We start from the raw sequence: 12797 nt of genomic DNA on the forward strand, positions 1-12797 counted from the left end.
CTGAAAATAACGCCTGTGATCTAGATCAGGATCTCAGTATTTGTATCATTATCGTAAAAGATTAGCGTTGAGCACCTCAGACAGCTCTTTTCGACTGACTTTCATCTGTGAGACCTGATAATCCGCTTTAACAGCGACTCAATTCACGATTCTGAGCCATCGCAAATTGCATATTTAACATTGCATTAACTAATTAAGTTGTAAGCTTTACCGCTTTAACTGGTCAAAGCACTCTTTTATTAACATATAAATTTTCGTTATGGAAAATATCTGCACTGAACGTTTGCAGAATGAAAAATCGCGCAGACAGTTGTTGTGTTTCGATGCATAATCGGCGGCTAACAGGTAACCCTCAGAGAATGCGGTATTTGTATTCATTTTGCGCAAGGCGAAGGATTATTTTTATGAAGCTCAAGACCACCCTTCTGGCGTCAGCACTGATTTCCCTTACTACGCTGTCCGCACAGGCAGCAACGGAATTGACACCGGACCAAGCTGCTGCTCTTAAACCTTTTGATCGCATTACCATCACTGGCCGTTTTAATTCAATTGGTGATGCTGTCAATGCTGCTTCTAAACGTGCGGATAAAATAGGTGCAGCATCCTTCTACGTGTTAGACACCAACGATACCAACGGTAACGGCAACTGGCGCGTAATTGCAGATGTGTATCATACTGATGCCCCTAAAGCTGAGAAACAGAATTACCGCGTAATCAATGGCGTGACCGAATTACCGAAAGACCAAGCATATGCTCTTGAGCCATTCGATACCGTGACAATCCAGGGTTTTTATCGCAGTCAGCCTGAAGTTAACGATGCCATTACGCGCGCCGCTAAACAAAAAGGTGCGGATTCGTACTTCATCGTGCGTCAAATCGACACCAACTCAGGTGGCAACCAGCGCATTACTGCGTTCATCTATAAAAAAGATGCCAAGAAACGTGTACTGCAAAGCGCTGATGCGATCCCTGCTAACTCCGAAGCGGGTAAAGCCGCGTTGGCAGCAGGCGGCGCGGCAGCTGCCAACGTTGAGATCCCAGGTGTTGCAACAACCAGTACCCCTACTACTGATGTCGGTCGCTTCTTCGAAACGCAAACCACTAAAGGTGGTCGTTACACTGTAACGCTGCCAGATGGCACAAAAATCGAAGAAGTGAATAAAGTGACTGCGGCGCAAATGGTTCCGTTTGATAGCGTGAAGTTCACGGGCCACTATAGCAGCAGCACTGAGGTGTCTTACCAGGTGGCTAAACGTGCCGCCAAGAAAGGCGCGAAGTACTACCACATCACCCGTCAATGGGAAGAGCGTGGCGGTAACCTGACGATTAGCGCTGATTTGTATAAGTAAGTTTTCACCTCGTTAAAACTTTCAAAAAGGGCCAGTTGTGCCCTTTTTTTATTTCCCCGCGTATTTTGTGGTTCATGCCATTGCAAGCAGCGCTTACACTCCGTAAAATCCCGCGCCTTAGTGTTACCCACCATTTTTATGCACAAAAGCATAATAATTATTCTGGCTCTATTTTGAATTTTACAGGACTGCAATGGAAAAGAAGCTTGGCCTCGCTGCGTTAACTGCATTGGTTTTGAGTTCAATGCTCGGTGCTGGTGTATTTAGCCTACCGCAAAACATGGCGAGCGTGGCAAGCCCGGCAGCGTTGCTGATCGGCTGGGCCATTACAGGTGCTGGGATTTTACTGCTGGCACTGGCCATGTTGGTGTTGACCCGTTTGCGTCCCGATCTCGATGGCGGGATTTTTACTTATGCACGCGAGGGCTTTGGTGAGCTGATCGGTTTCTTTTCGGCTTGGGGCTACTGGCTTTGTGCGGTCATCGCCAACGTTTCATATTTGGTTATCGTTTTCTCGGCGCTGAGTTTCTTCACTGACACACCAGAATTGCGTCTGTTTGGCGATGGTAATACCTGGCAGTCGATTGTTGGTGCTTCGGTATTGCTGTGGATGGTGCACTTCCTGGTGATGCGTGGTGTGCAAACGGCTGCCAGTATCAACCTGGTCGCGACCCTTGCGAAACTTCTGCCGTTAGGTCTGTTCGTTGTGCTGGCGGCGATGGCCTTTAAACTCTCAACATTTAACCTCGATTTCAGCGGAATTGCGTTGGGCATTCCGGTTTGGGAACAGGTCAAAAACACCATGCTCATTACCCTGTGGGTGTTTATTGGTGTTGAAGGTGCCGTCGTGGTTTCTGCCCGCGCGCGCAATAAAAATGACGTAGGTCGCGCCACATTGCTGGCGGTAATTGCCGCATTATGCGTTTATCTGCTGGTGACGTTACTTTCACTGGGCGTCATCGCGCGTCCAGAACTTGCCGGAATGCGTAATCCGTCAATGGCCGGTTTGATGGTTGAAATGATGGGGCCATGGGGTGAAATCATTATCGCCGCAGGGCTGATTGTTTCAGTGTGCGGAGCCTACTTAAGCTGGACGATTATGGCAGCCGAAGTGCCTTTCCTGGCCGCCACCCACAAAGCTTTCCCGAAAATGTTTGCCCGTCAGAACAAAAATAATGCGCCATCCGCGTCCCTGTGGCTCACTAATATCAGCGTACAAATTTGCCTGGTGTTGATTTGGTTGACCAGGTCGGATTACAACACCCTGTTGACCATTGCTTCAGAAATGATTCTGGTGCCCTACTTCCTGGTCGGTGCCTATTTGCTGAAAATCGCAACTCGTCCACTGCATAAGGCGATTGGTCTTGGTGCATGTATTTATGGCTTATGGTTGCTTTATGCATCTGGCCCCATGCATTTACTGCTTTCAGTGGTACTGTATGCGCCTGGTTTATTAGTCTTTATGTACACACGCAGTACACATACGCATGAAATCGGGCTGAATTTGAAAGAAAAATCAGTCATCGTCTTCATGCTGGTGGCTGCGTTTCCGGCGACGTGGATACTGGTGAAGTAACTCGCTTCATCGCACAAAACAGGTCAGAAAACAGGAGCCGCCAATGGGGATTGCATCATCCGCACGTCCAATTTTAATTACCGGAGCGGGTAAACGAATTGGCCTGGCTTTAGCTCAGCACTTTCTGGCCCAACGACAACCGGTGATTATCAGCTACCGCACGCGTTATGCGGCGGTAGATTCTCTTGAGCAAGCCGGTGCAGTGTGTTTGTACGGGGACTTCTCGAGCAATGACGGCATTGAGCAATTTGCTAATGCCGTGAAACAACATTGCAGCGGCCTGCGCGCAATTTTGCATAATGCCAGTGCCTGGCTTGCGGAATCACCGGATGTATCACCCGCTGAGACTCTGGCGGCAATGCTACAAATTCATGTCCATGCCCCCTACCTGCTCAATCTTCACCTCGAATCTTTACTTCGCGGACAAGGTCATGCCAGTGCAGACATCATTCACTTCACCGATTATGTTGTTGAGCGCGGAAGCGACAAGCATATTGCCTATGCAGCCAGTAAAGCCGCACTGGATAATCTGACCCGTTCGTTTGCCCGTAAGCTGGCACCTGAAGTTAAAGTGAATGCGATTGCACCTGCGATGATTATCTTCAACGAACATGACGATGCTCAGTATCGTCAGGAAGCGCTCAACAAATCGTTGATGAAAATTGCCCCCGGTGAGCAAGAAATTATTGCCCTGGTCGATTACCTGCTCAGCAGCCAATACGTCACAGGGCGAACACATGCTGTGGATGGTGGCCGCCCGCTTCGGTGAATCTGTTTATCCACCATATATGGTGTTAACCGTGTAACCAGGGTATGTTTTCCTTTTGATTCGATGTGCTGGCCATGAACAAAATCGTATACGTAGAAGACGATCCGGAAGTAGGAGCGTTGATTGCCGCTTACCTCGGCAAACATGACATCGACGTTATTGTCGAAAGCCGGGGTGATCGCGCCGAAGCGACTATTGCACAACAAAATCCAGACCTCGTGCTGCTGGATGTGATGTTGCCAGGTAAAGATGGCATGACGTTGTGCCGTGATTTGCGTCCGCAATGGGATGGCCCGATTGTTTTACTCACCTCGCTCGACAGCGATATGAACCATATTTTGTCGCTTGAAATGGGGGCTAACGATTATATTCTTAAAACCACTCCGCCTGCCGTTTTGCTCGCTCGTTTACGTCTTCATCTGCGCCAGCGCGTCTCTGCGCAACTGACCGTTGAAAGCAGTACAAATGCGCTTAAACCTCACAAAGCGATGCGCTTTGGCACGTTGTGTATCGACCCGGTAAACCGTCAGGTCACGTTGGGTAGCGAAACCATTACGCTCTCAACCGCAGATTTCGATTTGTTGTGGGAACTCGCTACCCATGCGGGACAAATCATGGACCGCGATGCGTTGCTAAAAAACCTGCGCGGCGTAACTTATGACGGCTTAGATCGCAGCGTCGATGTCGCGATTTCCCGCTTGAGAAAAAAACTCTACGACAGCGCTACTGAGCCATTCAGAATCAAAACCGTGCGTAATAAAGGCTACCTTTTCGCCCCACATGCCTGGGAGAGTGAGGCGTAAATTTCTCTATCGAGAAAATGCTTCAATTATGCAGTCGTCGCCCCTTCAGTAAAGTACGCGTTTTCGGTGCTATCCCATCGAATTCGCGTCCTGCATATTTATTACCCTAAGGGATCGTTTAATTAAGTCGTCTGCACTATAGAAACACTCGCTCTCGATATGATAGATTCCACTACCGATATATTTATTCGCACATCACTTATTTAATATCTCCTAAGAAGAGAAACTTTATTATTTCGATGTGTTTATTTTGTTATCAGTCTGTTTTACTTACAACTAGCCTGACGATTCCATTGTTTATACAACGCTATTATTTGTTGTAAGCATGTTGCCAATAACAATTAAATTTGAATTTTTTAATGCTTTATTATGGACATTATAAACTCAGTCAAATGTACAAAAAAACAATTCAGCACCTCAGTGAATACTAAAATGACAGAGTTTTATAATTCAGTTATTTGCTTAAAAACAACCCTTAATGAGCTTAATTGCTTTAGGTAATTTCGTGATAAAAGAGTGGCTTTACAACAATCTGCTACGTCGTTTAAATAACAGTCAGATCAAGTTGTTAAACAATCGCTATGCTAATGCCATTATCGCCAGCACGATGGCTATCGTTCCTCTTTCGATTGTTCGTGGGCTTGTGATTACCGCGTCGGTCATCTGTGACACGGCAGGATTCAACAGCGCCGCCGTTTGGTTCATGCAATTGCAGATCGGCTTCTTAGCCTTGGCGCCGCTGGTGATGAATATCTATATCGCCGTACACTGGGCCGTGAGAAACCGTCTTTCCCAAATTTACTGTATTGCACTGAGCATCAGTACCCTGATGATTTTCCGTCGCATACTCGATAATAATGCGCAGTTTTTCCTCGATATAAGTATTCCTATGGCGTTAGCCTCAGGAATTATCGGCAATGTATTGCAGGAGATTGTCAGTAAAAAACTGCTCAAAATCCGTCAATGGAATGATAACTCTAACATCACTATTCTCTCTTTTTTCATCACACTGGGAATTATCGCCCTGTTTAGTAGCGTAATAAAATTAGGGGCGGAAATTTACGTCACCAATGTGATGAGCTTCTTTAGCCGTATTTCGGTGTATTTTTATCCGACAGATTTTTTGCACGGTATTTCGTATGTGCTGTTACGCAGTGTGCCATGGTTCTTTGGTTTGCACGGTTATTATCTATTTATGGACATTGATGTCGCTTTTACTGCGGCTGCCAAAGTTAACATTAGCGAATGGCATGCAGGACACAGCACGCTCAATATTCTCAGCCCGGTTTTTTATGATATGTGGTGTAATTCTGGAGGTACCGGAAACACGCTAAGCCTGATCATCTGTATTTTAATGCAACCAAAGAGCCCGCACCGACGTTTGCTGAGTATTGCCGCCCCTATGGCGTTATTTAATATCAATGAGCCACTGATTTTTGGCTTCCCAATTGTACTCAATCCCGTGATGATTATTCCGTTTGTCCTGACACCGTTAACGGCCTATCTGGTGGCCTACGGCGCGACCTATATGGATCTCATCCCACGAATTTCAGAAATCGTCAGTTGGTCAACACCTGGACCGCTTAAAGTGTGGTTAGCCAGCGGCCATTCAGCGAGCGCGCTAATAGTGTATCTACTGCTACTCGCCCTTGGGGTCATCATTTATCACCCATTCGTCAAAAGCTCGTTAAAACAGTCAGTCGCTGAAAATACCAATCTGGATTTACTGACAGGCGAGATGAAAGTCAATCAGCCGGCTGATTTTGAAATGGTGCCCAATTACAGCCATGTCGTTGAGCAAAACAACTACATCGAGGCGCAGCGGCAAATTGAGAAGTTGCAAAGAGACGGGCAGTTCATCCTCTATTTTCAGCCCCAGGTGCGTATTGCAGACAGCAAAATAGTCGCTCTTGAGGTATTGATACGCCACCAAAGCGACGCAGGAAAAATCACTCCACCGGTGTTCCTGAAATATTATGAGCAAACCGGCATGATGCCGGAGATTGATTTCTGGGTGATGGAACATGCACTGGATTATGTCCGCGAGCATATGTCTGACTGCGAGAAGATGACGCTCTCGGTGAATATTTCACCTCAGACGCTAATCGACTACCGGCTTCCGAACCTGGTGCGTAAGGTGATGGCAACCCCTCTCCCATCCGGGTGGAATCTGGAATTTGAAATAACCGAGTCACAAAAAGTTCAGGATCCGGTACGCGTCGCTGAAGTTCTGGAAAAACTGCGCGGTCTTGGCATCAAGATTGCGTTGGATGACTTTGGCTCCGGATACTCAACGTTGCACTATCTGACACGCTACCCGCTGGATAAAATTAAACTCGATCGTTCCATGGTTCTGGGTTTAGCCAAACCCGATGGATTTAACTTCCTGCAGCAAGTCGTAAAGTTATGCACGGTGATTCAGTGTGAAATTTTGATTGAGGGAGTCGAAACTCAGCAAGAATTAGAACTGGTGCAAAAAGCAGGAATTGAGCTGTGTCAGGGATTTTTCTACTATCGGCCATTACCGGGTGACGTGGTTTACCCACTCCTGAAGGAACAACGACAGCAAGCAAGTCATGCCCATCAAAAGGTTGTCGTAACGGTTTAGCGCCCTCCTTTCTGCACGGATACTCCAGAGTTCTGCACGCCAGATATTGTCAGCAGGGGCAAACCCTGCTTACATAGCCAGCCAGATGGGGCATGAAATTTCTAAAACGACGCCACTCCTGTCCCCATAGCGCGCCTGGACTCCAGGAGGCTGCCCCAACCAACTGATAAGCCGGTGATTTTCGTTGAAAAAGTTATTTATTCAGTTCTATCTCTTGCTGTTCGTCTGCTTCCTGGTGATGACCATGCTGGTTGGCCTGGTTTACAAATTCACCGCTGAGCGTGCTGGCCGCCAGTCGCTGGATGATTTGATGAAGAGCTCGCTGTATTTGATGCGCAGCGAGTTGCGTGAAATCCCGCCTCGCGACTGGAACCGCACCATCAAAGATCTCGACCTTAACCTGTCCTTTAAACTCCATATCGAGCCGATGGACAAGTTCAAACTTGATGAAATAACCATGCGTCATCTGCGTGAAGGCGAAATTGTCGCCCTCGACGACGAATACACCTTTATTCAGCGAATTCCTCGCAGCCATTATGTTCTTGCCGTCGGCCCGATTCCCTATCTCTTTTTCTTGCATCAAATGCGCTTGCTGGATGTGGCACTGATGGCATTTATTGCGATCTCGCTCGCCTTCCCGGTTTTTATTTGGATGCGGCCCCATTGGCAGGACATGCTGAAACTGGAAACTGCGGCGCAAAGATTAGGTAAAGGGCATCTTGATGAGCGTATCCATTTCGACAGCGCTTCAAGTTTTGAGCGTTTAGGTGTCGCATTCAACCAGATGGCAGACAGCATCAACGCACAAATTGCCAGTAAGAAGATGCTGATTGACGGAATTGCGCATGAACTGCGAACACCACTGGTGCGCCTGCGTTACCGCCTTGAGATGAGCGACAACCTTACGGATGCGGAATCATTGGCATTAAACCGTGATATTGGGCAACTGGAAGCCCTGATTGAAGAGCTGCTGACTTACGCACGCCTTGACCGCCCGCAAACGGAGTTGCAACTGGCAAGTGTGGATGTTCCACGCTGGCTTGATGAGCACATTGCCGATGTCAGAATCATTCATCCTCAGCTCGATATTCAACTGGATATTCCATCAGCAGGTAATTTTGGTTTAATCGATCTGCGCCTGATGGAGCGTGTCACCGATAATCTGGTCAATAACGCGCTGCGCTACAGTAATGAGAAATTGCGAATCAGTCTGTGGCTCGACAACCGAACCGCAATTTTACAAGTTGAAGACGATGGCCCAGGCATCCCCGCCGAAGAACGCGAACGGGTATTTGAACCGTTTGTTCGCCTTGACCCCAGCCGCGACCGCGCCACGGGCGGATGCGGGCTAGGGCTTGCGATCGTTCATTCTGTCGCAACAGCGATGGAAGGTTCGGTGGGCGTAGACAGCGGTGCGCTGGGTGGCGCCCGCTTCCGCTTTAGCTGGCCAATCAAAACGGAATCCCCTTTAGCGTTAGCCTCCGTGACGCCGCGCCGCTAAAAATCATTTATCCCTGCCAGGCCATCGAAACGACGATGGCTAGGTTCATCTCCTTGTGTTATAAATTCATGAGTATGTTGTAACTAATGAGTGGCGAAATGGCAAAATATGAATTGATTGAACGCCTAAACAGCACCTTCCGCGAGCTTGAACGCGATTTACATCAACTTCGTGAGCAACTCGATAGTTACAGATTATTGGTGGGACGGGTGTTCCCTTTACCGACCGTGGATAAAGGGAAGGAACATGATGCCGTCACGAAAATAGAAGTCACTCAATTACTGGGGCACGTGGCACATCAGTCCACCCTTTCCCACTTTACGCACTTGTTCATCCAGCAGCAGTCGGAGAAAATCAGCAGCAAAGCCGCTGTACGCTTGCCTGGTGCCGTTTGTTATCAGGTCGATGAGAGAGAACGCGAACAAACGCTGGCACTGATTGAACGCATCAATCAGCGTAAACAGGCGTTTGAAAACATTGTCAGCGTGGAATCCGGTTTACCCAGCGTGCAGCGTTTTGAATGGGTACACCGCCAACTTCCGGGGCTTATCACGCTCAACGCTTATCGGACTATCACCCTGCTGGACAACCCCAGCACACTCAATTTTGGCTGGGCGAATAAGCAAATAATTAAGAATTACACTCGTCGCGAAGTGATGGAGATACTCGAAAAGAGTCTTTTGGCTAATCGCGCTGTGCCGCCGTATACCCGTGAACAATGGGCTGAACAGATCACCCGCGAACTCAATGATATCAGTCGCCTGTCGGATAATACGCGTCTTAAAATCAAGCGCCCCGTCAAGGTACAACCTGTGGCCCGAGCCTGGTATCAGGAACGCAAAAAACAGGTTCAGCATGCCTGTCCTTCGCCGCTGGTCGTCCTGTGTAATCCTGACAACGGTGAAATGCCGCCAGATATTGGCGAGTTGCTCAATTATGATGCGGATAATATTCGTCATCGCTACAAACCGGATGCGCAACCGTTGCGGTTGGTGATCCCGCGCCTGCATCTTTACTGCGAAGAATAGATACAGGCGCGATGAAGCTTACTGTTTCATACTGCCGACCATCTCTTCCGGACGTACCCAGGCATCAAATTCGTCCTCAGTCACATAACCCAGCTTTAACGCAGATGCCTTCAATGTAAGCCCTTCTTTATGGGCTTTTTTGGCAATCTCTGCAGCTTTGTCGTAGCCAATATGGGTATTGAGTGCGGTCACCAGCATCAGTGATTCATTCAGCAATTGTGTGATTCGGTCCCGGTTAGGTTCGATACCCACCGCACAATGTTCGTTGAAACTTTCCATGCCATCGGCCAACAAACGCACAGATTGCAGGAAGTTATGAATCACCATCGGGCGATAGACGTTGAGCTCAAAGTTACCCGAAGCGCCGCCCATATTGACCGCCACGTCGTTACCCATCACCTGGCAACACAGCATAGTCATCGCTTCACACTGCGTCGGGTTGACTTTGCCTGGCATAATTGAACTGCCGGGTTCGTTTTCAGGAATGGCGATTTCACCAATTCCACAGCGCGGCCCTGAGGATAACCAGCGGACATCGTTAGCAATTTTCATCAATGATGCCGCCAGCCCTTTTAATGCTCCGTGGCAATGAACCAGCGCATCACAGGTTGCCAGTGCTTCAAATTTATTCGGTGCAGTGATGAACGGTTGGCGAGTAATCTCAGCCAGTTCTTTTGCGACACGTACCGCGTATTCAGGATGGGTATTCAGTCCAGTTCCCACCGCTGTGCCGCCTAATGCCAGCTCCGCAACGTGTGGTAAGCTGTTTTCGACATGTTTGAGATTATGTTCAAGCATGGCCACCCAGCCGGAAATCTCCTGGCCAAGTGTTAGCGGTGTCGCATCCTGTAAATGCGTACGACCAATTTTGACGATGTCGCGGAAAGCGTCAGCCTTGCCTTGTAACGTCGCTTTCAACACGTTTAATTGTGGGATGAGCTGTTCATGCACCGCTATCAGCGCCGCAACGTGCATCGCTGTCGGGAAAACGTCATTTGAGCTTTGGCTCTTATTCACGTCGTCATTGGGATGAACGTGGCGCTCCATTCCGCGCACACCGCCAAGAATTTCACTTGCACGGTTTGCCAGTACTTCATTCATATTCATATTGCTCTGGGTACCAGAGCCTGTTTGCCAGATGGCGAGCGGAAACTCATCAGGATGCTTGCCGTCCAGCACTTCGTCAGCCGCCTCGATAATGGCTTGACCTCGGTTGTTGTCCAACAAGCCGAGATCCATATTCACCTTCGCGGCAGCGCGTTTGGTTAATGCCAACGCCTGGATCAGCGCCGTGGGCATTTTTTCAGTGGAAATGCGGAAGTGCTCAAGTGAGCGCTGAGTTTGTGCGCCCCACAGTTTATCTGCCGGGACGTCAATTGGGCCCATTGAGTCTGATTCACTACGAACGGCTACCATTTCATTCTCCTTAGATTTTGAGCAAAAAAAACCGCCCTTAAGGGCGGTGATTGAGATTTACTTCACGCATCGCGTACATTGTGAGGCGTGTATTTTCTGGAAGAAGTCATTGCCCTTGTCATCAACCAGAATAAAGGCCGGGAAGTCTTCGACTTCGATTTTCCAGATAGCTTCCATCCCCAGCTCCGCGTACTCGACACAGGTCAGGCTCTTGATGCTTTGTTGCGCCAGAACTGCGGCTGGGCCGCCGATACTTCCCAGATAGAAACCACCGTGTTTATGGCAGGCATCCGTCACCTGTTGGCTACGGTTACCTTTTGCCAGCATCACCATGCTGCCGCCATTGGCTTGCAGCAGATCGACATAGGAATCCATTCGCCCTGCTGTTGTCGGTCCCAACGAACCCGATGCATAACCGTCTGGCGTTTTGGCCGGGCCTGCGTAATACACAGGATGATCCTTGATGTATTGCGGTAAGCCTTCGCCGTTGTCGATACGCTCTTTGAGTTTAGCGTGGGCGATGTCACGTGCCACAATAATCGTGCCACTCAAAGACAGGCGCGTGGAAACCGGGTATTGCGATAACTGTTTTAAGATCTCACTCATTGGGCGATTCAGGTCGACTTTAATCGCCTCACCTTCGCCCGCCTGACGCAGTTCCTGCGGAATAAATTTGCCAGGATTATGTTCGAGTTTCTCAATCCAGATACCGTCACGATTGATCTTCGCTTTAATGTTGCGGTCAGCGGAACAAGAGACGCCCATACCTACCGGGCATGACGCCCCGTGGCGCGGCAAACGCACCACGCGGATATCGTGAGCGAAATATTTGCCACCAAACTGCGCACCCAGCCCCAGATTCTGTGCTTCTTTGAGCAACTCTTCCTCAAGCTGAACATCGCGGAAGGCCTGGCCATGTTCATTACCTTCCGTTGGCAGCCCGTCGTAATATTTGGTGGATGCCAGTTTGACCGTTTTCAGCGTCGCTTCAGCTGAAGTCCCACCAATGACAAATGCCACATGGTACGGCGGGCATGCAGCCGTACCGAGGCTACGCATTTTATCGACCAGATAATCTTTCAGGCGGCCAGGACTCAGCAGCGCCTTCGTTTCCTGATACAGATAGGTTTTGTTCGCTGAGCCGCCGCCTTTGGCAACGCAGAGGAATTTATATTCGTCACCATCAACGGTGTACAGGTCGATTTGCGCAGGCAAGTTGGTGCCAGTGTTGACCTCTTTGTACATATCCAGCGCGGCGTTTTGCGAGTAGCGCAGGTTATCTTCGATAAAGGTGTTATAGACACCGCGAGACAGCGCTTCTTCATCACCGCCGCCGGTCCAGACGCGTTGCCCTTTTTTACCCATGATGATCGCCGTGCCGGTATCCTGGCAGGTCGGCAAAATACCTTTCGCAGCGATTTCGGAGTTACGCAGGAACTGGAGCGCAACGTACTTATCGTTTTCGGAGGCTTCAGGATCATTCAGGATATCGGCCACTTGCTGTTGGTGAGCGGGGCGCAACATAAACGAGGCATCATGGAATGCGTGTTGGGTCAGTAACGTGAGGGCTTTGGGATCAACTTTCAGGACTTCCTGCCCTTCGAACTCTGACACTGAAACATAATCACTGCTTAGCAAGTAGTATTCTGTTTCGTCTTTTTTTAACGGGAATGGATCTTGATAATGAAAGGCTTTGTTGGACATTGTTCTCTCACTTACGACATTTATTTTTAGCTCGCCAATATGC

The 12797-nt window shown here is 48.9% G+C and carries 9 protein-coding genes; 7 read left to right on the forward strand and 2 right to left on the reverse strand.

The annotated features are described in order from the left end of the window. Positions 1 to 404: 404 nt before the first annotated feature. The 7 genes from ydgH (at position 405) to tus (ending at position 9634) form a co-directional block, all read left to right on the forward strand. On the forward strand, positions 405 to 1349 hold the full coding sequence (gene ydgH / locus OH773_RS11805) for a DUF1471 family protein YdgH (RefSeq protein WP_270138863.1): 945 nt from the start codon (positions 405 to 407) through the stop codon (positions 1347 to 1349). 193 nt (positions 1350 to 1542) lie between these two features. After that, positions 1543 to 2925, forward strand: a complete 1383-nt coding sequence (locus OH773_RS11810; protein ID WP_270138871.1) for an amino acid permease — start codon at positions 1543 to 1545, stop codon at positions 2923 to 2925. A gap of 43 nt (positions 2926 to 2968) precedes the next feature. Next, positions 2969 to 3694 (forward strand): dihydromonapterin reductase, encoded by a 726-nt coding sequence (gene folM, locus OH773_RS11815; RefSeq protein ID WP_270138873.1) that lies wholly within the window; start codon positions 2969 to 2971, stop codon positions 3692 to 3694. A gap of 74 nt (positions 3695 to 3768) precedes the next feature. Next, positions 3769 to 4497, forward strand: a complete 729-nt coding sequence (gene rstA, locus OH773_RS11820; RefSeq protein WP_183271604.1) for a two-component system response regulator RstA — start codon at positions 3769 to 3771, stop codon at positions 4495 to 4497. Positions 4498 to 4975: 478 nt separating this feature from the next. Next, complete coding sequence (locus OH773_RS11825) at positions 4976 to 7105, forward strand: EAL domain-containing protein (protein WP_270138875.1); 2130 nt, start codon at positions 4976 to 4978, stop codon at positions 7103 to 7105. A 184-nt stretch (positions 7106 to 7289) separates the two neighbouring features. Further along, complete coding sequence (rstB, locus tag OH773_RS11830; RefSeq protein WP_270138878.1) at positions 7290 to 8606, forward strand: two-component system sensor histidine kinase RstB; 1317 nt, start codon at positions 7290 to 7292, stop codon at positions 8604 to 8606. 98 nt (positions 8607 to 8704) lie between these two features. Beyond that, positions 8705 to 9634, forward strand: coding sequence for a DNA replication terminus site-binding protein (gene tus, locus OH773_RS11835; protein ID WP_270138880.1), 930 nt, complete (start codon positions 8705 to 8707; stop codon positions 9632 to 9634). An 18-nt stretch (positions 9635 to 9652) separates the two neighbouring features. Here the strand turns inward: tus and fumC are convergent, their stop codons facing one another. Both fumC and fumA read right to left on the reverse strand, forming a co-directional pair. After that, entirely contained in the window at positions 9653 to 11050 is a 1398-nt protein-coding gene (gene fumC, locus OH773_RS11840; RefSeq protein ID WP_270138883.1) for a class II fumarate hydratase, read from the reverse strand. Between the two features lie 57 nt (positions 11051 to 11107). After that, positions 11108 to 12754, reverse strand: coding sequence for a class I fumarate hydratase FumA (fumA, locus tag OH773_RS11845; protein WP_270138885.1), 1647 nt, complete (start codon positions 12752 to 12754; stop codon positions 11108 to 11110). Positions 12755 to 12797 lie beyond the last annotated feature (43 nt).

The sequence above is a fragment of the Buttiauxella sp. WJP83 genome, from assembly GCF_027594725.1.
GTDB lineage: Bacteria > Pseudomonadota > Gammaproteobacteria > Enterobacterales > Enterobacteriaceae > Buttiauxella > Buttiauxella selenatireducens.

Coding starts and splice junctions, on each gene's coding strand:
- ydgH (WP_270138863.1), top strand. CDS start 405: ATGAAGCTCAAGACCACCCTTCTGGCGTCAGCACTGATTTCCCTTACT.
- OH773_RS11810 (WP_270138871.1), top strand. CDS start 1,543: ATGGAAAAGAAGCTTGGCCTCGCTGCGTTAACTGCATTGGTTTTGAGT.
- folM (WP_270138873.1), top strand. CDS start 2,969: ATGGGGATTGCATCATCCGCACGTCCAATTTTAATTACCGGAGCGGGT.
- rstA (WP_183271604.1), top strand. CDS start 3,769: ATGAACAAAATCGTATACGTAGAAGACGATCCGGAAGTAGGAGCGTTG.
- OH773_RS11825 (WP_270138875.1), top strand. CDS start 4,976: ATGAGCTTAATTGCTTTAGGTAATTTCGTGATAAAAGAGTGGCTTTAC.
- tus (WP_270138880.1), top strand. CDS start 8,705: ATGGCAAAATATGAATTGATTGAACGCCTAAACAGCACCTTCCGCGAG.
- fumC (WP_270138883.1), bottom strand. CDS start 11,050: ATGGTAGCCGTTCGTAGTGAATCAGACTCAATGGGCCCAATTGACGTC.
- fumA (WP_270138885.1), bottom strand. CDS start 12,754: ATGTCCAACAAAGCCTTTCATTATCAAGATCCATTCCCGTTAAAAAAA.